This window comes from Niveispirillum sp., from assembly GCF_017996735.1.
Classification (GTDB): Bacteria; Pseudomonadota; Alphaproteobacteria; order Azospirillales; family Azospirillaceae; genus Niveispirillum.
The window spans coordinates 22,190-42,889 of record NZ_JAGOGJ010000035.1; the positions used below are offsets into that span (position 1 = coordinate 22,190).

The following is a 20,700-nucleotide window of genomic DNA, read 5'->3' on the forward strand; positions in this document are numbered from 1 at the left end:
TCATTGATCGGGTTCTGATCCCGCCTTATCCGATGACCGACTCCGACGGGTCCCGTCCTACGGTCAGCGCCGTCAATGCCATCGCGGCCGGCACCAGAACCGGTGGCCAATCGTCCTGCATGATGTTCTCCAGCACCAGCCCGTCGTCGGAGACGCTGGCGGCATAGAGATTGCCCACGCGCCGCTCGGGCCTGGTGCCGCCGGTCAGGCCGGTGATGAAGGCGGAAATCCCCTGATGGTCGCCGCTCATATCGGTTTGCAGCCAGTCGGCCAGCCATTCTGCAGGATCATGGTTCATTTCGGACAGGTCTCCCCCATCTGCGGAAAGGCGGTGTTGATGCGCCCGTCGTCGAATTCAGCGAAACGGATGACGAATCGTTCGCCGCCCGGACCCGTGCAATATCTGGCATCCGGCTTGGCCGGGGCTGAACAGCCCAGCTTGCCCCACGGCTTGGCCGGGCCATGGCTGTTCCTCACGGCATGAAGGATGGAGTTCGTCACCTGCTCGACACTGCAATTGTCGGGATAGAAGGTGGAGTTCTTGGCCTTGCCGTTCTCGAAGAACACGCGCGTACTGTACAGGCCGTCAGGCTGGGCGGGTTGTGTCTGCACTTCCTTGACGGGGGCCGTGTCGATGATGGCGCGGGAATGCATGCCGACGACGTCGCCATTCTTCTTGATCTCCCCGCACAGCACGTGGCGCAGGTTGATGGACGGTTCCGTGGCGCTCCAGCCGAAGCTTTCATCCTCGCAGGAAGGTTTTCCCGTCGCCCCCGCCACCCCGGTCAGGGCCAGCGTCAAAGCCAATGCCGCGACCCCGGCCATTCCCATCGCCATCTTGTTCCCCTATCAGGTTGTGGAAGCATCCCCCATGGGGCAAACATAGCACCGGTTGCGCAGGCAGGAGAGGGACGATGAAGCGGGAACGCATGATCCGCATGGCATTGGCGGCTTTGGTGGGCCTGATCATGGCGGCCGTCATCGCCTGGATGACCGTCCGCCATGATCAGCGCCAGGCGGGCGGGGTGGCCACCGGTGTGGCGCCGGCCAGCATCGGCGGTCCCTTCACCCTGATGGCGCACGACGGGCGTACCGTCTCCGATACGGATTTCCAGGGCAAGTACCGGCTGGTCTTCTTCGGCTACACCTTCTGTCCCGACATCTGCCCGACGGAGCTGCAGACCATCGCGCAGGCGATGGATCAGATGGGCGACTCCGGTGCGGATGTGCAGCCGCTGTTCATCACCATCGATCCCGCCCGCGATACGCCCCCCGTGCTGGCGGAATATGTCGCGCTGTTCCATCCCTCCATCATCGGCCTGACGGGAACGGCGGACCAGATTGCGGCAGTGGCCAAGGAATACCGTGTCTATTACGCCCGTTCCCAGGGGGAACCGGACCCGACCCAGTATCTGATGGACCATTCCACCTTCTCCTATCTGATGGCGCCCGACGGGTCATTCGTCACTGTTTTCGCCAAGGACACGACACCTGAACAGATGGTGGAAGCCATCGCCGCGCATCGTGCCAGGGGACGCTGACCCTGCTTTTGTGTAACGTGACGCCGGCCGTTACCGGCTTTTTGGGGGGTAAAAGGGCCGTTTCCCACGCAAAAGGTATGATGCGCTGCGGCATCGGACCTATGCGCGGGGTGGAAATCATTGATTTTCAGGTACTTAAGTAGGGGTGCCTTACCCTTGACAGTATCAGGGCCTAACCGTATGGTGCCGCCGCTTTCGCACGGTATCTAACATTCTGGCGGAAGGGAGCCCGCTTCATGTCCGATGAGCGCACGCCCCCCTCGCTAGAGGAACTGGATGCCCGCCTGCGTGAGGCCCGCCGCGTCGCCGGCATGGACCCGCCAGATGCCCCACCGGGGCAACCGGCCGGGGGCGTGTCGAACGGAGACATGGCACTGGGTCTGCGCGTTGGGGTGGAACTGGTCGCCGGTGTGCTTTTCGGGCTCGCGCTCGGATATGGCATCGACTGGTGGCTGGATACCAAACCCTGGGGAATGATCATCCTGATCTTCCTGGGCGCGATCGCCGGATTTATGAATGTGTACCGCCTGACCTCCGGTCAGGGGTATGCGGCGGGGTTCGACAAGTCCCAAAAGCGGGACGGTGGGGAGTAGGGCATCGTGGCTGGTCCTTTGGAGCAATTCGAGATCAAGCGCCTGGTCAGCCTGCCGGTTGGCAACCTTGATCTGTCCTTCACCAATTCCGCGCTGTGGATGGTGATCGCTGTCGTGGCCTCGACCTTCCTGCTGGTCTATGGCATGCGCGGCCGCGCCCTGGTGCCGGGTCGTCTGCAGTCGATCGCGGAGATCCTGTACGAGTTCGTGGCGGAGATGGTTCGGGACAATGCCGGCCCGCAGGCCCGCAAGTTCTTCCCCTTCATCTTCTCGCTGTTCATCTTCGTGCTGTTCGGCAACGTCCTGGGTCTGATCCCCTGGTCCTTCACCTTCACCAGCCACATCATCGTGACCTTTGCGATGGCGCTGTTCGTGTTCGTGGTGGTGACCATCGTTGCCTTCGTGAAGCACGGTCTGCACTTCTTCCACTTCTTCCTGCCGCATGGCACGCCGCTGTGGCTGGCGCCGCTGATCGTTCCCATCGAACTGATCTCCTACTTCGTGCGCCCCATCAGCCTGTCCATTCGTCTGTTCGCCAACATGCTGGCCGGCCACACCATGATGAAGGTCTTCGCGGGCTTCACGGTGTCGATGGTCGCCGCTGGTGGTGGCATGGCTGCGGTTGGCATGCTCCCGGTTCTCCTGAACGTCGCGCTGTTCGCCCTGGAATTCCTGGTCGCCGGCATTCAGGCCTACATCTTCGCGCTGCTGAGCTGCGTGTATCTGCGTGACGCGCTGGAGATGCACTAAGCATCTCCGCTGTCCAACCCGTCTTCGTTACAAAAGACACTTCCAACCTAGAGGAACTTCAAAATGGAAGCTGAAGCCGCAAAGTTCATCGGTGCTGGTCTCGCCATGCTCGCCCTGCTGGGCGTCGGTATCGGCCTGGGTAACCTGTTCTCCGGCCTGTATCAGGCTGCTTCGCGTAACCCGGCCGCTCTGAACTCCTACAAGACCTTCGTCTTCATCGGCTTCGCGCTGACCGAAGCGACGGGTCTGTTCGCGCTGGTTATCGCCTTCCTGATCCTGTTCGCCTGATCGGCGGACAGTTTCTTAGAACCGGCGCCTTTGGGCGTCGGGGCTTCAGCGCCGGGATCGCCGCCGCTGCCGGGTTATCATCCGACAGCGGCGGTCGCTCTATGGGCCTCATGGCCCGCCTGATCGAGCTTTTCCCTCAGGCGCTGACGGGAATTTGGCGTGATCGCCCGGATTGCGGGTGGTCAGCAGTGAATGGGTGCTTCTATGCCTGTCCAACGCTTTTCGCGCCTGTGCGCCGGCGCCGTGACGGCGCTGACCACGGCCATCGTCTTCGCCGCGCCCGTCCTGGCCGCTGCTGAGGGCGAGCATGCCAAGAAGGGCCTGCCGCAGCTCAATCCGGATAGCTTCGCCTCCCAGGTGTTCTGGTGGGTGGTGACGTTCGGCCTGCTGTTCTGGCTGATGTCCAAGGTGGCGCTGCCGCGCGTCGCCGAGGTGCTGGAAGCCCGCCAGGAAAAGATCTCCAATGACCTGGAGAAGGCGTCTGCCCTGAAGGCGGAAGCCGAAGGCGTCATGCAGGCCTATGAAAAGGCCCTGTCGGATGCCCGGGCGAACGCGCAGAAGGAAGTGGCCGCCGCTGTCGCCACCGCCGATGCCGAGGCCGCCCGTTCCAACACGGAGCAGGGTGCCAAGCTGGCCGCCAAGGCTCGTGATGCGGAAGTCCGCATCCAGGTCGCCAAGCAGGAAGCGCTGTCCAACCTCAGCAGCGTCGCCGCGGAGGCTGCCCTGGCCGCCACGGCCCGTCTGTCGGGTGCCGCGCCGTCGTCGGAAGCCGCCGCCGCCGCGGTGGAGAGCGTTCTGAAGGAGCGTGCGTGATGCATCTCGATAGCACTTTCTGGTATGCCGTCGCGTTCGTCATCTTCGTGGTCGTGGTTGCCCGCCTTGCCGGCAAGGGCATCCTTGCGGGTCTCGATGGTCGCAGCAAGCGCATCGCCGACGAGCTGGAACAGGCCCAGAGGCTGCGCGAAGACGCGCAGGCCGCTCTGGCACAGTTCCAGCGCAAGCAGCGTGACGCGCTGAAGGAGGCCGAGGCCATCCTGACGCAGGCCCGTGAAGAAGCCGCCCGGCTGCGTGCCCATGCCGCTGCCGATCTGGAGGCCAGCCTGAAGCGCCGTGAGCAGCAGGCCGTCGACAAGATCGCCCAGGCCGAAGCGCTGGCCATCCAGCAGGTTCGCGATCTGGCCGTCGAAATCGCCGTCCAGGCTACCGAAAAGCTGCTGGTCCAGAATGTCGATGAAGCCCGCAATAGCGTGCTGGTCGACGCCGCCATCAGCGAGCTGCCGTCCAAGCTGCACTGAGCATCTGGCCGGTTCGAATTACGAAAAAGCCCGCCATTTGGCGGGCTTTTTTGTTTCTGCTGGGTCAGGTCGGCTGGCGAATATTTGTGATGCTGAACCCGAGGTCGCCGTCGAGTTGGCATCAGGCCCCATCGGCCGTCAGAACAGCAGCGCGCCGACTGTCCAAGACGAGGTCATTCCCCACGAGCGGCCCGACGTTCTGCAATCAACTCATCGGCCAGGCTGCGTGAAGGATCACCGAACCGCGCTGCCAGTGCCTGAAGGTCCGCGATTGCGTCCAGAAGGGGCTCCTTAACCCAGCTTGCCCTCATGCACCCGTGTCACTGTTCGCTCTTGAAGCGGGAGTTGGTGGGCTGAGCTATTCACAAGGACGCCTCCTCAGGATCGCTCAAGACTATGCCTTCCGGCGCGATTTGCCATCGCGTCGGAAGGCAACAACTTGTCAGCGCTCACGCCGCCTTCGTCCCCCCCACCGTCAGCCCGTCGATGCGCAGGGTGGGCTGGCCGACGCCGACGGGTACGCCCTGGCCGGCCTTTCCGCAGACGCCGATGCCCGGGTCCATGCAACTGTCATTGCCGATCATGGTGACCTTGGTCAGCGAATCGGGGCCGTTGCCGATCAGGGTGGCGCCCTTCACGGCCGGGCCCAACTTGCCATCCTCGATCAGATAGGCCTCGCTGGCCGAGAAGACGAACTTGCCCGACACGATATCGACCTGACCGCCGGAGAAATTGGCGGCGAAGATGCCGCGCTTCACCGACGCGATGATCTCCGCCGGGTCCTTGTCGCCGCCGCGCATCACGGTGTTGGTCATGCGGGGCATGGGCATATGGGCATAGGACTGGCGGCGGCCATTGCCGGTGGGGGCCACGCCCATCAGACGGGCGTTCAGCCGGTCCTGCATGTAGCCCTTCAGGATGCCATCCTCGATCAGCACGGTGCATTGGCTGGGCGTGCCTTCGTCATCCACGGTGATGGAGCCGCGCCGCCCCTCGATGGAGCCGTCATCGACAACCGTCACGCCCGGCGCCGCGACGCGCTGGCCCAGAAGGCCGGAGAAGGCGGAGGTCTGCTTGCGGTTGAAATCGCCTTCCAGCCCGTGGCCGATGGCCTCGTGCAGAAGGATGCCGCACCAGCCCGGCCCCAGCACCACCGGCATTTCGCCGGCCGGGGCCTCCGTGGAGCCCAGATTGATCAGGGCACCGCGCAGCGCCTCATCCACGAAGCCCTGCCACACCTCGGGTTCCAGGAACTGCTGGTAGGTGCGCCGGCCGCCGGCGCCGTAATTGCCCGACTCCATACGGTCGCCCTCCGCCACCACGACGGAGACGTTCAGGCGGACCAGCGGACGGATATCGGCCACCCGGCTGCCATCGGCCCGCACCACCTGCACGGCCTGCCATTCGCCCGACAGTGACGCCGAGACCTGACGGACGCGGCTGTCCTTGGCCCGGGCATAGGCGTCGATCTGCTCCAGCAGCTTCACCTTCGCCTCGAATGGCACCAGTACCAGCGGGTTGTCGCTGGCATAAAGCAGGCGGTTGGTGCCGATGGGGGCGCCGGTCATCATGCCGCTATGGCCCGCATGAACGGCGCGCACCGTCTCGCCGGCCCGGCGGATGGCATCCTCCGTCAGGACAGAGGCATGGGCATAGCCCGTGGCCTCGCCGGCGACGGCGCGCAGGCCGAATCCCTGGCTGGTGTCGAAGGATGCGCTTTTCAGCTTGCCGTCATCCCAGGCGAAACTCTCGCTCTGCGCATATTCAAGGAAGAGTTCGCCATCATCGGCGCCGCGAAGGGCATTGCCGACCAGGGTGCCGGTGCGTCCGAGGTCGAGGCCTGCCTGGTTGAAGAAGATCTCGTCGGTCTGGGTCAAAAGCGACATGGCGCAAGGCTTTCATGGCAAGCGGAAGACATCTCACCGTCACAATGGCGATGCGGCGCGCCGGGGGCAAGGGCCAGCGGCGGCGACAAGGCCCCGCCATGCGCCAGATCAATCCGTGCCCACCCTGCGACGCAATGACCACCGGCCTTGCAGGGCGCGGATACCGGACGATCTTGCCGTTTGACGGTGCTTGCCTGTATGGTCTGCGACGATATGTGCGCCCCGTCCTGGTGGCGCATGTGTTGTTCGTGAGCCCCACGCGCGTGTAGTGTCCCGCCGAAACGGTTTGATCCGTTCCGGGTCTGCCTCACGCCGCGACTTTCCCGCCCACCGCCATTGGCGGGTGGTGAGGGGGATGGGCGGGCGGTCCGGCTGGCTCAAGCGGGGGGATAACCCCCGGCAACGACGAGAGTGGTAAGGGATGTCTGTAAGCAAGATCGGCGCCGCTGTGACGGCCCTGTTTGTCAGCGCGATGGCCGGGGGCTCGGCCTTGGCGCAGGAGGCGGCCAAGGCCATTGGCGCGCCGCAGCCCAAGCAGTTGGGGTTGCAGCCCGCTGCTTCGCCCGTGATGGAGCAGCTGCATGATTTCCACAACATCCTGCTGTGGACGATCATCTCCATCGCCGTGTTCGTCACCCTGCTGCTGCTCTATGTGATGATCCGCTTCAACAAGCGGGCCAATCCGGTGCCGTCGACCACGACGCACCACACCTGGCTGGAAGTGGCCTGGACGGGCATTCCCGTGATCATCCTTCTGCTGATCGCCATTCCGTCCTTCCGCGTCCTCTATTTCATGGACAAGGCGCCGAATCCGGAGCTGACGGTCAAGATCACGGGCCACCAGTGGTACTGGAGCTTCGAATATCCCGACCATGAAGGCCTGGCCTTCGAGTCGCGGATGATCCCGGAAAATGAAATCCAGCCGGGCCAGCTGCGCCTGCTGGAAGTTGACCAGCGCATCATCGTGCCGGTCGGCGTTGACGTGCGTGTCCTGGTCACCGGCGCCGACGTCATTCACTCCTTCGCCATTCCCGCCCTGGGCGTGAAGAAGGATGCGATGCCGGGCCGTCTGAACGAGACCTGGTTCAATGTCACCCGCGAGGGTGTCTATTACGGACAATGCTCCGAAATCTGCGGCACCGGCCATGGCTATATGCCCATCGCCGTCGAAGCCGTGTCGAAGGAGCGTTTCCAGGAATGGCTGGGCCAGCAGAAGCAGGCCTTCAACAGCAATGGCTCCGCGCCGCGTCAGGTCGCTGAAGCGACCGCGCAGTAACGGTTCGGAAGAGAGGGTAATACCATGGGTGCTGTCACCGGGGCGCACGCCCACGATCACCACGATCACAAGCCTGGTTTTGTGAAGCGTTGGTTGTTCTCGACGAACCACAAGGACATTGGCACGCTTTATCTGTATTTCTCGGTGCTGGCGGGCCTCATCGGCGGCCTGTTCTCCGTGATCATGCGCCTCGAGCTGCAGGATCCGGGAATCCAGTACATGATGGCCTTCGGGGCGGACAGCGGTCAGCAGTGGAACGTGTTCATCACGGCCCATGGTCTGATCATGGTGTTCTTCGTGGTCATGCCCGCCCTGATCGGCGGATTCGGCAACTGGTTCGTGCCGCTGATGGTCGGCGCGCCCGACATGGCCTTCCCGCGCCTGAACAATATCAGCTTCTGGCTGGTGGTTCCGGCCTTCCTGCTGCTGCTGGGTTCCGCCTTTGTCGGCCCCGGCGCCGGCACGGGCTGGACCGTCTATCCGCCGCTCTCCTCCTCGGAGTACGGCCATAGCGGGCCGTCGGTCGACATGGCGATCTTCGCGCTGCACCTGGCCGGTGCGTCGTCGATCCTCGGCGCGGTGAACTTCATCACCACCATCTTCAACATGCGCGCTCCGGGCATGACGCTGCACAAGATGCCGCTGTTCGTCTGGGCCATGCTGGTGACCGCGTTCCTGCTGCTGCTGGCTGTGCCCGTCCTGGGCGGCGCCATCACCATGCTGCTGACCGACCGTAACTTCGGCACGGATTTCTTCAATCCGGCCGGCGGCGGTGACCCGATCCTGTTCCAGCACCTGTTCTGGTTCTTCGGTCACCCCGAAGTGTACATCATGATCCTGCCGGCCTTCGGCATCATCTCCCACATCATCTCGACCTTCTCCAAGAAGCCGGTGTTCGGCTATCTGGGCATGGCCTATGCCATGGTCGCCATCGGCGTTGTCGGCTTCATCGTGTGGGCTCACCACATGTTCACGGTTGGCCTGTCGGTCGATACCCGCGCCTATTTCACCGCCGCCACCATGATCATCGCCGTTCCCACGGGCGTGAAGATCTTCTCCTGGATCGCCACCATGTGGGGCGGCTCCATCGACTTCAAGGTGCCGATGGTCTGGGCGATCGGCTTCATCTTCCTGTTCACCATCGGCGGCGTCACGGGTGTGGTGCTGGCCAATGGCGGCATGGATATCGCCATGCACGACACCTACTATGTGGTGGCGCACTTCCACTATGTGCTGTCGCTGGGTGCCGTGTTCGCCATCTTCGCCGGTTACTATTACTGGGTCGGCAAGATGTCGGGACGTCAGCATCCGGCCTGGGCGGGTCACCTGCACTTCTGGACGACCTTTGTCGGCGTGAACCTGATTTTCTTCCCGCAGCACTTCCTGGGCCTGGCCGGCATGGCCCGCCGCATGCCCGACTATCCGGACGCGCTGCATTTCTGGAACATGGTCTCTTCCTACGGCGCCTATATCGCCTTCGGTTCGACCATCTTCTTCTGCGTGATGGCCATCTACACCCAGTTGTTCGGCCGCAAGGTCGAGGGTGACTATTGGCAGACCGGTGGCACGACGCTGGAATGGACCCTGTCCTCCCCGCCGCCGTTCCACCAGTTCGAAACCCTGCCGAAGATCAAGTAAGCAGGGCCAGGGTCCTCAACCGGCCTTGATCCTTCGGAAAAACCGCGCGGCGGGTGACCGTCGCGCGGTTTTGCCAGGTACCGCATCAGTTCTTTTTTAGAGTTTGAAGAGACCATCATCATGACCGACAGCGTGATCGCCCCCGAGATCATGGACAGTCAGGTGTCGAGCGGCACGGTGCGCGACTATGTTGCGCTGCTGAAGCCGCGCGTCATGTCGCTGGTCGTGTTTTCCGGGTTTGCCGGCATGATGGTGGCGCCCGGCCATCTGCATCCGGTGCTGACCCTCGTGGCCGTGCTGTGCATCGCGCTGGCGTCGGGTGCCGCCGGTGCCATCAACATGTGGTACGACCGCGACATCGACGCGATGATGGACCGGACCGCCAAGCGGCCGATCCCGCAGGGTCTGGTCCCCGCTGACGAGGCGCTGGCCTTCGGCGTCATCCTGACCATCGCATCGGTGGCCCTGATGGGTCTGGCGTTGAACTGGGTGGCCGCCGGTCTGCTGGCGCTGGCCTCGGGTTTCTACATCTTCATCTACACGATGTGGCTGAAGCGTCGGACTCCGCAGAATATTGTCATCGGTGGCGCCGCCGGGGCTTTCCCCCCGATGATCGGCTGGGCCGCGGTGACGGGTGAGGTCTCGATTGCGTCCATCGTTCTGTTCGCACTGATCTTCTTCTGGACGCCGCCGCATTTCTGGGCGCTGGCCATCTTCCGCAAGCTGGATTACCAGCATGCGGGCGTGCCGATGCTGCCCGTTGTCGCCGGCGAGGCGGAAACGAAGAAGCAGATGCTGATCTACACGCTGATCCTGCTGCCGCTGGCGGTCAGCCCCTATTTCCTGGGCATTGGCGGCCTGACCTATCTGGTCGGTTCCATCATCTTGGGTCTGGCCTTCGTGGTGCTGGCCGTTCAGGTGATGCGCAGTGACGATCATAAGCCGGCGAAGCGCATGTTCGCCTTCTCCATCCTCTATCTGTTCCTGCTGTTCGCGATCCTGATCGGCGAACATCTGGCGGCCTGAGCGGGAGAGACAGACCAATGACCGAGCAACAAACACCCCCACCGACGCGCAAGCATGGTGGCGATTCCCATGTCCATCGGCGCCAGCGGGGCAAGAACCTCGCCGTGCTGGCGGCTTTGTTCGCCTTCGTGGCCATTATCTATGTGGTGGCGATGATCCGGATGAGCGGGGGGACCTTCCCATGAGCGGCAAGCCGGGCAATTCCCAGGATCTTGGTCCTCGTAATGCGCGCATGGCGGTGAAGCTGGGCGTGGTCGTGGCCGGTATGGTCGGTCTGTCCTTCGCGTCGGTACCGTTGTACGACATGTTCTGCCGGGCGACCGGTTTCGGCGGCGCCACGATGGTGGCCGAGAAGGCGCCCGACAAGGCGCTGGAGCGGGTGGTCACGGTGCGGTTCAATGCCGACGTGAACAATTCGATCAATTGGGAATTCAAGCCCGAAACCCATGCCGTGAATGTGCATGTGGGTGAGGCGATGACCATCGCCTATCGCGCAAAGAACCTGGAAAATCACGCCGTCATCGGCACTGCGACCTATAATGTCACGCCGGAAAAGGCGGGGCAGTATTTCAACAAGCTTCAATGCTTCTGCTTTACGGAGCAGAAGCTGGAACCCGGACAGTCGATCGACATGCCGGTCAATTTCTATGTCGATCCGGCCATGGCCGACGACCCGGAAATGGCCGACGTGAAGACCATCACGCTGTCCTATACCTTCTTCCGCGCGGCCGGTCAGAGTGCCGCGCTGCCCACCCCGGGGAAGGGTGCGGCAGCCGGACCACTGGACGGCGCGGAGGGGAAGGATTACCAAGGGAATGCTCAAGGTTCGGTGGATAAACCGACACCCGGTGCTGCCCCGGGGAACAGGTCGTAAGGTCTGGTCCCGAAAGTCACGTATGATCCAAAGTTCCTTGGTTTGAGGGAAAAGAGAGATGGCTGACGTCAACGCCCATATCGGTGGCGGCAATACCGGGGATGGCATTCCGCAGCCCTACCACCTGGTCAATCCCAGCCCCTGGCCGCTGCTGAGCTCGTTCTCCGCCGGTCTGCTGGCCACGGGTCTTGTGATGCAGTTCCATGGCCATGGCTGGTACCTGCTGGCCGCCGGCCTGACCGCCGTGCTGGGCTGCATGTTCGGCTGGTGGCGCGACATCGTGAAGGAATCGGTGGTCGAAAAGGCCCATTCCCCCGTCGTGAAGATCGGCCTGCGCTACGGCATGTCGCTGTTCATCGCGTCGGAAGTGATGTTCTTCTCGGCCTTCTTCTGGGCCTTCTTCGATGCCTCGATCTTCCATAACGAGGCCATCCAGTATGCCCGCGTCGAGGCGAATGGCGGCGTGTGGCCGCCGAAGGGCACCGTTCCCTTCAACCCGTTCGACCTGCCGTTCCTGATGACCGTCATCCTGCTGCTGTCCGGCACCACCGTGACCTGGGCGCACCATGCGATGGTGGAAGGCAAGATGAAGGAAGCCGCCCGCGCGCTGGGCATCACCGTCCTGCTGGGCATCATCTTCTCTTGCTTCCAGGCCTATGAGTACAGCCATGCCGCTTTCGGCTTCGGCGCCAACGTGTACTCGTCGGCCTTCTTCATGGCGACCGGCTTCCACGGTTTCCACGTGCTGATCGGCACCATCTTCCTGGCCGTTTGCTATTTCCGCACCAAGAAGGGCCACTTCACCGCCGAAAGCCATTTCGGCTTCGAAGCTGCCGCCTGGTACTGGCACTTCGTGGACGTGGTCTGGCTGTTCCTGTTCATCTCCATCTACTGGTGGGGTGCTGGCGGGGCCTGGGTCGCCCATTGATCCGGGACGGGGTTCTTCCCGTGACGGAGACGCCATCCTCCCTGCTCAGCGTGGGTTTGCGGTGCCGCTGCCCACGCTGCGGCGAGGGCGCCCTGTTCAGGGGCTTCATGCGGGTCGTCGACCGCTGTCCGGTATGTGGCCTTGAACTGGCCGCCGCCGACAGCGGGGACGGCCCGGCTGTTTTTCTGATCTTTATCCTGGGCTTCACACTGGTGCCTGCCGCCCTGATCTTCGCCTTGAAGGTCGATTGGCCGCTATGGGTGCTGTTGCTGATGTGGGGGCCGATCATCATCGGCGCCACGCTGGGCCTGATGCGCCCGGCCAAGGCGCTGACCATTGCCGCCCAGTACCGGTACCGCCGTGATCAGTTCGGCGGCGACAAGGAAGAGGGCGGGGAAGGCTGAACCCGATGCCTGCCGCCGCCCGCCGTTCGTTCCGGCCGCGCCTGCTGCCCTCAATCGCCACGCTGCTGGCGCTTGTCATCCTGCTGGGTCTTGGCACCTGGCAGGTGGAGCGGCTGGGCTGGAAGACCGATCTGATCCGCCGTGTGGAGGCGGGTCTGGCCGCCGAACCCGTGGACCTGCCCGCCACCATCGATAAGCCCGCCGATTGGGACTATGTCCGGGTGCGGGTGACGGGGCGGTTCCTGCATGACCGCGAATCCTATATCGGCCCCCGCCTTTATCCGCGCCCCGACGGGCGGCAGGAGCAAGGCGTGCATGTGCTGACACCGCTGCTCCGCGACGACGGGGCGGGTATCGTTCTGATCGATCGCGGCTGGGTTCCATTGGACAAGCGTGATCCCGCGACGCGGGTCGAGGGCCAGGTGGCGGGCAGCGTCACCATCGGCGCCATTGCCCGTGTGCCGCAGGACCGGGCCTTCATGCAGCCCGACAATGACCCCGCCAAACGCACCTTCTTCTGGCTGGATATGCAGGCCCTGGCCGGCATCGCCGGGACCGAAAGGCTGGCGCCGCTGGTCCTGCAGGCCGATGCCGGCGCCAACCCTGGCGGGCTGCCCATCGGCGGGCGTACCATCGTTGCCTTGAAGAATGACCATCTTTCCTATGCGCTGACCTGGTACGGGCTGGCCCTGACCCTGGTCGGCGTGTTCATCGCCGCCAGTTTCCGCCGCCGGGAAGAACCATGACACAGACCGCCTATGCCGCCCTGGAGAAGCACTTTGCCCGCCGGGCGGGTTTACAGGGGGCGTTGGGGATCCTGAACTGGGATAGCCGCACCATGATGCCGGCGGCCGCGTCTCCGGCCCGTGCCGATCAGGTGGCGGCTTTGGAAGGCGCCATCCATGCGGCCCTGTTGGAACCGGCGGTGGCCGACTGGCTGGACCGGGCCGAGTCGGACGCGCGCGCCCTTGACGATTGGCAGCGCGCCAATCTGGCCGAGATGCGGCGCGAATATCGGCTGGCCACCGCCGTGCCCGCCGATCTGGTCGAGGCCAATGCCCGCGACGCGGCCCGGTGCGAGGTGATCTGGCGCACGGCCAAGGCAGAGAATGATTTTGCCCTGCTGCTGCCGCACCTGCAGAAGGTGTTGAACCATCAGCGGGAGATCGCGGCCGCCAATGCCGCCGTGCTGGATTGCGGCCTCTATGACGCGCTGCATGAATTGTATGAGCCGGGCAGCCGCGTGGCCGATTACGGCCCGGTCTTCGACGAATATGCCGCCTTCCTGCCGGGCTTCCTGGCGGAGGTGGAGGCCGCGCAGGCCGGCGAGCCAAGGGCGGAGCCGTTCGAGGGTCCGTTCCCGGTGGCGGCACAGCGCGCCCTGGTGCAGAAGCTGGCCGGCATCCTGGGTTTCCAGGGTCGGGTTGATCAGTCGCTGCACGCCTTCTGTGGCGGGGCCACGGGGGATGTGCGCATCACCACCCGCCTGGACCCGGACAATTTTTTCAAATCACTGAAATCCGGCCTGCATGAGGCGGGGCACGCGCTCTATGAGATGGGCCGGCCCGCCGCCTGGGTGTCACAGCCCGTGGGGCAGGCGCGCGGGCTGGGCGTGCATGAAAGCCAGAGCCTGACCTTCGACATGCAGGTGGGCCGGCATCCGCGCTTCCTGGAATGGCTGGCGCCGCAACTGGCTGAGGCGTTTGACCGTGAAGGGGATGCCTGGTCGGCAGAGAATCTGCGCCGCCGTTTCCGCCGCGTGGACCGTACCTTCATCCGCGTCGATGCGGATGAGGTGACCTATCCCGCCCATGTCATCCTGCGCTGGCGTCTGGAACAGGCGCTGATCGAGGGGCGGATGGAACTGGTTGATCTGCCCGACGCCTGGAACCAGGGCATGCGCGACCTGCTGGGCATCACGCCGCCCGATCTGGCGCAGGGATGCCTGCAGGATATCCATTGGCCCAGCGGGGCCTGGGGCTATTTCCCCACCTATACGCTGGGTGCCATGATGGCGGCCCAGTTGTTTCAGGCGGCCCTGGCGGCCATTCCCGATCTGCCCGATCAGATCGGGCGGGGGGATTTCCGCGCGCTGGTGGTCTGGCTGGGCGAGAATGTGCATCGCTGGGGACGCTACCTCTCGGCCCGCGACATCCTGATCCGCGCCACGGGCAAGCCGCTGGATGCCGGCATCTTCAAGGCGCACCTGCGGGCGCGGTATCTGTAGAGCTGTTTTCGGTTGACCGGAAACAGCGCCGGCGCTTGAGGAGAACGAGGGGATAGGGCGTCACCGCCCCCGCTTCACCTCATTCGCCATCTTGTCCAGTTCCTGCAGGAATTTGCTCTTGTCGGCCTTGGTCATGGGGGCATTGCCGCCCTGGACCACGCCCATGTCGCGCAGATCCTGCATCAGGGCACGTGACGCCAGGGCGGAACCAATATTGGCGGCCGTGAAGGGGCGGCCATTATTGCCAAGCACCTTGGCCCCCCTGTCCAGGCAGCGTTTGGCCAGTTGGATGTCCGCCGTCACCACGATGTCGCCGGGCCCACAATTTTCCGCGATCCAGTTATCGGCGGCGTCGAATCCGTCGGAGACGACAACCAGCCGCACCAGCCCGCCCGTCGGCACGCGCAGCGGGCCATTGGCCACCAGATGCACCGGCATCCCGTAGCGTTCGGCGACGCGGAACGTCTCCTCCTTCACCGGGCAGGCATCGGCATCGACATAGATTTCCAGCATAGGCGCGTTCCTCAGGCTTCGTGCCCTGTATAGCAGAGCATGTTCCCTTGCCAAGCGGGCCGGCGTCGGTCACAAACCCGCATCGGCCCTTTCATGGCGGCACCCTTGGACCAGCAAGACGATCCACCCCCCTTCGCCTGTCAGGAATGCGGGGCCTGCTGCGCCTATGCCGCCGACTGGCCGCGATTCTCCCTGGAGGAGGATGCCGACATTGCCCGTATCCCGGAGGCGATGGTGGCGCCCGACGGGTCGGGCATGCGATGGACCGGCGAACGCTGTGCCGCACTGGCGGGCACGGTGGGGGAACATGTGGCCTGCACCATCTATGCCGACCGGCCCATCGTCTGTCACGATTGTGTGGCGGGGGACGAGGCCTGTCTGATGGCGCGGGAACGGCACGGCCTGCCCTTGACCATGCCATGAAACCGTAACGCATCCGCCCTATGGTCCATAGCAGACCGAAAGAACGGATGCCGATATGCGCCTTTTGCCCCTGCTGATGACCATGATCCTGGCCGCCGGACCCGCCGCCGCCTTCGACCTGCAGGCCCATCGTGGCGGCCGGGCGCTCTGGCCGGAGAATACGCTGCCGGCCTTTGAGCGGGCGCTGGACCTGGGCGTCGATACGCTGGAACTGGATACGGGTGTTACCAGGGATGGGGTGCTGATCATTGCCCATGACCGGCATGTCGATGCCAATCTGGCGCGGCGGGATGGACAATGGGTGGAAGGACCGCAGCCCACCTGGAACAGCCTGACCCTGGCGGAGGCGCGGGTGCTGGATGTGGGACGCATCCGCCCCGACACGCCCTATGCCAAGCGCTTCTCTCGGCAGACCCCCATGGATGGCACGCCGGTGCCGACCCTGGCCGCCCTGTTCGATTTGGTGAAGAAGCGGGGCGACACCAAAGTTCGTTTCAATATCGAAACGAAAATAGATCCCACGGCCCCCGCCGATAGTATCGATCCCGAAACATTTTCCGCCCTGCTGGTCAGGCAGGTGCGGGAGGCGGGCATGCAGGACAGGGTGACGATCCAGAGCTTCGACTGGCGCACCCTGCAGGCCGTACATAAGCTGGCGCCGCACATTCCCACCGCCTATCTGACCATCATCGATCCGGAGGAAAGCACCATATCGATGACGGGCAGCAGCCCCTGGACGGCGGGTTTTGATCCCGTGCGCCATGGCGACAGTCTGCCGGCCGCGATCAAGGCGGCGGGTGGGGATATCTGGTCGCCCTATCACCTGAACCTGACGCCGGCCCTGGTGAAGGAAGCGCAGGCGTTGGGCCTGAAGGTCCTGCCCTGGACCGTCAATGATCCGGCCGACATGAAACGGCTGATCGATTGGGGGGTGGACGGCCTGATCACCGATGATCCGGTGACGGGCAAGCAAGTGCTGGGGCGATAAGGCCCCTCTGCCGCCCGGCGCCGTGAGGCAACACGAAATTATACCATCGGTCAAAATTCTTGACCGATGGTACGGCGGCGACTGCCGCCGCCGCGCCAGTCGGCGCGGATACGTAGGTCAATACGTATTGACCTACGTTTCAGACCGCGTCGCCCAGCCAGCGCGAGGTGACGGGCTCCAGATCGCGGCGCCAATGGGCGATTTCCTCGGCCACGCGTTCCAGGGCGCGCTGGTCGCGGTACCGCTTGCGGGCCCGGTTATTGTCACCCTTGGCCTGCATGGCGGCCAGCCGCGCCGCCACGCGCGGTTCGCCGATGATCACCTGCCGCCAGCGGTCCAGGCGGATCTCGGCGGTGCAATCGACAATGGCCTGGGTGCCGGGGCGGCGGCCCAGCTTGATGGCGGCGGGCGCCAGACGGGCCGCGACCGACAGGCACACATCCTCGGGCATGCCGGGGAACACGGCCCTCACTGCCTGGGCGATGCTGTCCTTCAGCTCCGACCCGCGCTGCCGGTCGTCACGGGCCACACGCTTGGCCGACACTTCCATGCGGCGGCGGCTGTGTGCCATGACCAGTTCGGCCACTTCATGCGCATCCGCATCCAGCCACAGCACGGGCCCGCCGGACAGAAGATCGGTGACAGCGGCGGGCAGGGCAGGGTGCGTGGCCTCGGCCAGATTGACCAGACGCAGCTTCATCAGCGATTTCAGCGCCCGGTCACGCCCGGCATCGGCGGACAGCCATTCGGCCTGCGTCACCGGTGCCATCTTCAAAAGACTGTCAAGCGCCTCCAGATCGCCGCCGGTCCAGCGGCGACCCTGCAGCAGCCGTTCGGCACGGTCACGCAGCAGGGCGCGACCGGCATCGCGTGCATGCGCGGGCGCGATCTCGATTACTTTCCACGCCGTGTCGACCAGACGGGCCACGGCCCAGCCGGCATGGATATCGATGGGCCGGTCGGTGGGAAAGGCACCATTGGCCAGGTTCCAGACATCACTGACCCGGATCAGGCCGCTTTCATCCAGAAAGGCCTCACAAGCGGGCGAGCGGTTGACGACCGGCCAGCCGGCCACCAGGCCGGCCAGCCCTTCCGGCATGCCGGAAGGACGGTCCCATTGCCCAAGTCTGATGACGCCCGGATCGGCCGTCACCTCAGTAACGCCCTTCGATGGCGTCGATGAAGCGGTCGAACAGGTAGTGGCTGTCCTCGGGGCCGGGGCTGGCTTCCGGATGGTACTGCACCGAGAAGACGGGGCGGCCGGCCAGGCGGATGCCTTCATTCGTGCCGTCGAACAGGGAGACGTGGGTGACCTCCACCTCCTCCGGCAGGCTTTCGCGCAGGACGACGAAGCCGTGATTCTGGCTGGTGATCTCCACCACGCCGGACGCGATGTCCTTCACCGGATGGTTGGCGCCGCGATGGCCCTTGTCCATCTTGACGGTACGTCCGCCCAGCGCCAGGGCCAGCATCTGGTGGCCCAGGCAGATGCCGAACACGGCCTTGCCGCTATCCACCAGCCGCGCGATGGTCGGCACGGCATAGATGCCGGTGGCCGCCGGGTCGCCGGGGCCGTTGGACAGGAAGATGCCATCGGGGTTCAGCGCCAGGATTTCCTCGGCCGTGGTCGTGGCGGGAACCACCGTCACCTTGCAGCCCGAAGTGGCGAGGCAGCGCAGGATGTTCCGCTTGGCCCCGAAATCCATGGCGACGACATGGTGCTTCGGCTGGTCCTGCGTGCCGTACCCGTCCTTCAGCGACCAGATGGTCTCATCCCAGCTATAGGTCTGGCGGGTCGTGACTTCCTTGGCCAGATCCATGCCTTCCAGGCCGGGCCATTCACGGGCGATCGTGACCAGGGCGTCGATATCGAACACGCCGTCGGGGGAATGGGCGATCACGCCGTTGGGGGCGCCATTGTCGCGGATGCGGCGGGTCAGGCGGCGGGTGTCGATGCCCGACAGGCCGACCAGATTATGGCTTTTCAGCCAGGCATCCAGATGCTGCGTCGCGCGCCAGTTGGCGGGCTCGGTGATGTCGGCCTTGATGATCAGGCCGCGCGCCACCGGCGTGACGGTTTCGATATCTTCGGGGTTGGTCCCCACATTCCCGATATGCGGGAAGGTGAAGGTGATGATCTGGCCGGCATAGGACGGGTCGGTCAGGATTTCCTGATAGCCGGTCAGGGAGGTGTTGAAGCAGACCTCGCCCACGCTATGGTTCACGGCGCCCACACCGCGTCCCCAGAAGACCGAGCCATCGGCCAGGACGAGAACGCCCGTGGCTCCCTTGGGAGCGGGCGCGCGGGTGGGGGAACCCATCGGCGGGGTGTCGGACATGGCGGGCACCTTTTATCAGCGAGAGCGGCGCGGGAGCGCCGTTGGAAAGGCCGGGCCTTCCCGCCGGATGGCGGGGCGGCCTGCCCGCAGTCGCGTCGCGGGTCCGAACATCCGCCGGGATTGCTCCCGCCGGGTGAAGGGCCGCGCCGATGCCGCGCGCCGGCCAGGGCCGGTACGGTTCTGAAGCTGAATTAGCCATTCGGGCGGTGTTGGTCAACCAACGTGGGCGCGGCCCTGCCACGCGCCATCATTGGGTGTCGGGTGAACCGGCCTGCGTTTCCAGTTGGCGACGCAAGCCATTCCTATTCGCTGGCATCCGCCGGGCCTATTGGATAATGTTGCCGGCTGTTTCACCCTGCCCCCAGAGGTCACCCATGTTGCGTCAGACGCTGAACGAAGCCCTGAAGGATGCGATGCGCGCCAAGAACAGCCGCGGCGTCGCCACCGTCCGGCTGATCCTGGCGGCGTTGAAGGACCGGGACATCGCGGCACGCGGCACGGGCAATCAGGACGGCATTGATGATGCCGCCATCCTGGCCATGCTGCAGACCATGGTGAAGCAGCGCCGCGAAAGCATCACCATGTATGAACAGGGCGGACGCACCGAACTGGCCCAGCAGGAAAAGGAAGAGATCGAGGTGATCGAAGCCTTCCTGCCCAAGCAGTTGGACGAGGCTGACACGCGCGACGCCATCGCCGGCCTTATTGCCGAACTGGGCGCCACCGGGGTCAAGGACATGGGCAAGGTCATGGCCGAACTGCGCGGCCGCTTCGCCGGCCAGATGGATTTCACCAAGGCCAGTGCCCTTGTGCGCGAAAAGCTTGTCGGCTGAACCGACGACGCGGATTGTACGGCTGGGACCGGGGGACGAGGGGCGGCTTGACGCCTATCTGGCCCTGCATCCTGCCACATCGCTGTTCCTGCGCTCCAACATCCGGCGTGCGGGCCTGGAGGATCGGGGCCAGCGCTACCAGGGCCGCTATGCAGCTCTGGTCGATGATGCCGGTCTTGTCCATGGGGTCGTCTCGCACGCCTGGAACGGCAATCTGCTGATCCAGGCTGAACCCGCCGACGCGGTCATTCTGGCCCGGTTCCATATGGCGGCGGGTGACAGGCAGGTGCAGGGCATCATCGGTCCGTTGCCCGCCGTGCGCGCCGTCCAATCCCTGTTGGCCGACCGGCCCCTGTTGAAGGACGGGGCGGAGGATCTTTTCGATCTTCGCCTGACGGATGTGCAGCTTCCTCCGCGCCTGTCGGGGGAGGTGATGTCATGGCGGCGGGCGCGGGAGGGGGATCTGCCGCTTCTGTCGCAATGGCGCTGCGACTATTGCCTGGAAACGTTGGGTGAGGCGGATGACGAGGCGCTGCGTGCCCGGGCCATGGCCGATGTCACCGCCTGGGTCGCGGCGGGGGATGTGTTCCTGATAACCGGCCCCGACGGTACGCCACTCTCCATGGCCACCCACAATGCCCGCATCCCCGATACGGTGCAGATCGGTGGCGTCTGGACGCCCGTTCGGCTGCGTGGCCAGGGCCTGGCGCGGGCGGCGGTGGCGGCCGCCCTGCTGGCGGCCCGCGAAGACGGGGCGAAGACCGCCGTGCTGTTCACGGGCAAGGAGAATGCGCCGGCGCGCCGCGCCTATCTGGCCCTTGGCTTCCGGATCATCGGCGATTACGGGATCGTCCTGCTGGGATAGGGCGTTTCCTTAT

General features: G+C 64.6%; 25 protein-coding genes. 19 read left to right on the forward strand and 6 right to left on the reverse strand.

The genetic code is table 11. The annotated features are described in order from the left end of the window. Nucleotides 1-25: 25 nt before the first annotated feature. Nucleotides 26-298, reverse strand: coding sequence for a hypothetical protein (locus tag KBA48_RS13300; RefSeq protein ID WP_292907069.1), 273 nt, complete (start codon nucleotides 296-298; stop codon nucleotides 26-28). After that, nucleotides 295-837 (reverse strand): EndoU domain-containing protein, encoded by a 543-nt coding sequence (locus KBA48_RS13305; RefSeq protein WP_292907071.1) that lies wholly within the window; start codon nucleotides 835-837, stop codon nucleotides 295-297. Before KBA48_RS13305 ends, KBA48_RS13300 begins: the two co-directional genes overlap by 4 nt. A gap of 77 nt (nucleotides 838-914) precedes the next feature. Between KBA48_RS13305 and KBA48_RS13310 the strand changes: the two genes are divergently transcribed. The 6 genes from KBA48_RS13310 (at nucleotide 915) to KBA48_RS13335 (ending at nucleotide 4,467) form a co-directional block, all read left to right on the forward strand. Next, on the forward strand, nucleotides 915-1,541 hold the full coding sequence (locus KBA48_RS13310; protein ID WP_292907073.1) for an SCO family protein: 627 nt from the start codon (nucleotides 915-917) through the stop codon (nucleotides 1,539-1,541). A gap of 236 nt (nucleotides 1,542-1,777) precedes the next feature. Further along, nucleotides 1,778-2,134 (forward strand): AtpZ/AtpI family protein, encoded by a 357-nt coding sequence (locus KBA48_RS13315; RefSeq protein ID WP_292907075.1) that lies wholly within the window; start codon nucleotides 1,778-1,780, stop codon nucleotides 2,132-2,134. Between the two features lie 6 nt (nucleotides 2,135-2,140). Then, nucleotides 2,141-2,884: a F0F1 ATP synthase subunit A gene (locus KBA48_RS13320; protein ID WP_292907077.1), complete on the forward strand. Its 744-nt coding sequence runs from the start codon at nucleotides 2,141-2,143 to the stop codon at nucleotides 2,882-2,884. Between the two features lie 63 nt (nucleotides 2,885-2,947). Further along, complete coding sequence (locus KBA48_RS13325) at nucleotides 2,948-3,172, forward strand: F0F1 ATP synthase subunit C (protein WP_102111671.1); 225 nt, start codon at nucleotides 2,948-2,950, stop codon at nucleotides 3,170-3,172. A gap of 204 nt (nucleotides 3,173-3,376) precedes the next feature. Beyond that, a complete protein-coding gene (locus tag KBA48_RS13330) occupies nucleotides 3,377-3,985 on the forward strand; it encodes an ATPase (protein WP_292907081.1) in 609 nt (202 codons plus the stop codon). Then, nucleotides 3,985-4,467, forward strand: a complete 483-nt coding sequence (locus KBA48_RS13335; RefSeq protein ID WP_292907083.1) for a F0F1 ATP synthase subunit B — start codon at nucleotides 3,985-3,987, stop codon at nucleotides 4,465-4,467. The genes KBA48_RS13330 and KBA48_RS13335 overlap by 1 nt, the downstream gene beginning before the upstream one ends. Before the next feature lie 449 nt (nucleotides 4,468-4,916). On the opposite strand, the gene tldD is transcribed toward KBA48_RS13335, so the two are convergent. Beyond that, a complete protein-coding gene (tldD, locus tag KBA48_RS13340) occupies nucleotides 4,917-6,353 on the reverse strand; it encodes a metalloprotease TldD (RefSeq protein ID WP_292907085.1) in 1,437 nt (478 codons plus the stop codon). A gap of 421 nt (nucleotides 6,354-6,774) precedes the next feature. Here tldD and coxB point away from each other — a divergent pair, with 421 nt between their 5' ends. From coxB to KBA48_RS13385, 9 genes are all read left to right on the forward strand, one after another. Then, on the forward strand, nucleotides 6,775-7,629 hold the full coding sequence (gene coxB / locus KBA48_RS13345; protein ID WP_292907087.1) for a cytochrome c oxidase subunit II: 855 nt from the start codon (nucleotides 6,775-6,777) through the stop codon (nucleotides 7,627-7,629). Between the two features lie 24 nt (nucleotides 7,630-7,653). Next, complete coding sequence (ctaD, locus tag KBA48_RS13350; RefSeq protein ID WP_292907088.1) at nucleotides 7,654-9,267, forward strand: cytochrome c oxidase subunit I; 1,614 nt, start codon at nucleotides 7,654-7,656, stop codon at nucleotides 9,265-9,267. Between the two features lie 150 nt (nucleotides 9,268-9,417). Beyond that, the gene (cyoE, locus tag KBA48_RS13355; RefSeq protein WP_292907138.1) at nucleotides 9,418-10,293 is read left to right on the forward strand and encodes a heme o synthase; all 876 of its coding nucleotides are present in this window, start codon (nucleotides 9,418-9,420) and stop codon (nucleotides 10,291-10,293) included. A gap of 17 nt (nucleotides 10,294-10,310) precedes the next feature. Then, nucleotides 10,311-10,478 (forward strand): hypothetical protein, encoded by a 168-nt coding sequence (locus KBA48_RS13360; protein ID WP_292907090.1) that lies wholly within the window; start codon nucleotides 10,311-10,313, stop codon nucleotides 10,476-10,478. After that, entirely contained in the window at nucleotides 10,475-11,167 is a 693-nt protein-coding gene (locus KBA48_RS13365) for a cytochrome c oxidase assembly protein (protein WP_292907092.1), read from the forward strand. The genes KBA48_RS13360 and KBA48_RS13365 overlap by 4 nt, the downstream gene beginning before the upstream one ends. A gap of 58 nt (nucleotides 11,168-11,225) precedes the next feature. Continuing rightward, nucleotides 11,226-12,095, forward strand: a complete 870-nt coding sequence (locus KBA48_RS13370; protein WP_292907094.1) for a cytochrome c oxidase subunit 3 — start codon at nucleotides 11,226-11,228, stop codon at nucleotides 12,093-12,095. A 20-nt stretch (nucleotides 12,096-12,115) separates the two neighbouring features. Then, nucleotides 12,116-12,499, forward strand: coding sequence for a DUF983 domain-containing protein (locus KBA48_RS13375; protein WP_292907096.1), 384 nt, complete (start codon nucleotides 12,116-12,118; stop codon nucleotides 12,497-12,499). Between the two features lie 5 nt (nucleotides 12,500-12,504). Further along, nucleotides 12,505-13,245, forward strand: a complete 741-nt coding sequence (locus KBA48_RS13380; protein WP_292907098.1) for an SURF1 family protein — start codon at nucleotides 12,505-12,507, stop codon at nucleotides 13,243-13,245. After that, nucleotides 13,242-14,726 (forward strand): carboxypeptidase M32, encoded by a 1,485-nt coding sequence (locus tag KBA48_RS13385; protein WP_292907100.1) that lies wholly within the window; start codon nucleotides 13,242-13,244, stop codon nucleotides 14,724-14,726. The genes KBA48_RS13380 and KBA48_RS13385 overlap by 4 nt, the downstream gene beginning before the upstream one ends. 60 nt (nucleotides 14,727-14,786) lie before the next feature. Here the strand turns inward: KBA48_RS13385 and KBA48_RS13390 are convergent, their stop codons facing one another. Beyond that, entirely contained in the window at nucleotides 14,787-15,236 is a 450-nt protein-coding gene (locus KBA48_RS13390) for a YaiI/YqxD family protein (protein WP_292907140.1), read from the reverse strand. A 96-nt stretch (nucleotides 15,237-15,332) separates the two neighbouring features. On the opposite strand from KBA48_RS13390, the gene KBA48_RS13395 reads away from it, so the two are divergent. Both KBA48_RS13395 and KBA48_RS13400 read left to right on the forward strand, forming a co-directional pair. Then, nucleotides 15,333-15,662: a YkgJ family cysteine cluster protein gene (locus KBA48_RS13395; RefSeq protein WP_292907102.1), complete on the forward strand. Its 330-nt coding sequence runs from the start codon at nucleotides 15,333-15,335 to the stop codon at nucleotides 15,660-15,662. Between the two features lie 55 nt (nucleotides 15,663-15,717). After that, nucleotides 15,718-16,650 (forward strand): glycerophosphodiester phosphodiesterase, encoded by a 933-nt coding sequence (locus KBA48_RS13400; RefSeq protein ID WP_292907104.1) that lies wholly within the window; start codon nucleotides 15,718-15,720, stop codon nucleotides 16,648-16,650. Nucleotides 16,651-16,789: 139 nt separating this feature from the next. On the opposite strand, the gene KBA48_RS13405 is transcribed toward KBA48_RS13400, so the two are convergent. Together KBA48_RS13405 and carA are read right to left on the reverse strand one after the other, a co-directional pair. After that, nucleotides 16,790-17,803 (reverse strand): hypothetical protein, encoded by a 1,014-nt coding sequence (locus KBA48_RS13405; RefSeq protein WP_292907106.1) that lies wholly within the window; start codon nucleotides 17,801-17,803, stop codon nucleotides 16,790-16,792. A 1-nt stretch (nucleotide 17,804) separates the two neighbouring features. Next, nucleotides 17,805-18,989: a glutamine-hydrolyzing carbamoyl-phosphate synthase small subunit gene (gene carA, locus KBA48_RS13410; RefSeq protein WP_292907108.1), complete on the reverse strand. Its 1,185-nt coding sequence runs from the start codon at nucleotides 18,987-18,989 to the stop codon at nucleotides 17,805-17,807. Between the two features lie 374 nt (nucleotides 18,990-19,363). Between carA and KBA48_RS13415 the strand changes: the two genes are divergently transcribed. Together KBA48_RS13415 and KBA48_RS13420 are read left to right on the forward strand one after the other, a co-directional pair. After that, nucleotides 19,364-19,822 carry a GatB/YqeY domain-containing protein gene (locus KBA48_RS13415; protein ID WP_292907110.1) on the forward strand — a complete coding sequence of 153 codons (459 nt, stop codon included), beginning with the start codon at nucleotides 19,364-19,366 and terminating at the stop codon, nucleotides 19,820-19,822. Further along, a complete protein-coding gene (locus KBA48_RS13420) occupies nucleotides 19,812-20,687 on the forward strand; it encodes a GNAT family N-acetyltransferase (protein ID WP_292907112.1) in 876 nt (291 codons plus the stop codon). The genes KBA48_RS13415 and KBA48_RS13420 overlap by 11 nt, the downstream gene beginning before the upstream one ends. Nucleotides 20,688-20,700: the final 13 nt, after the last annotated feature.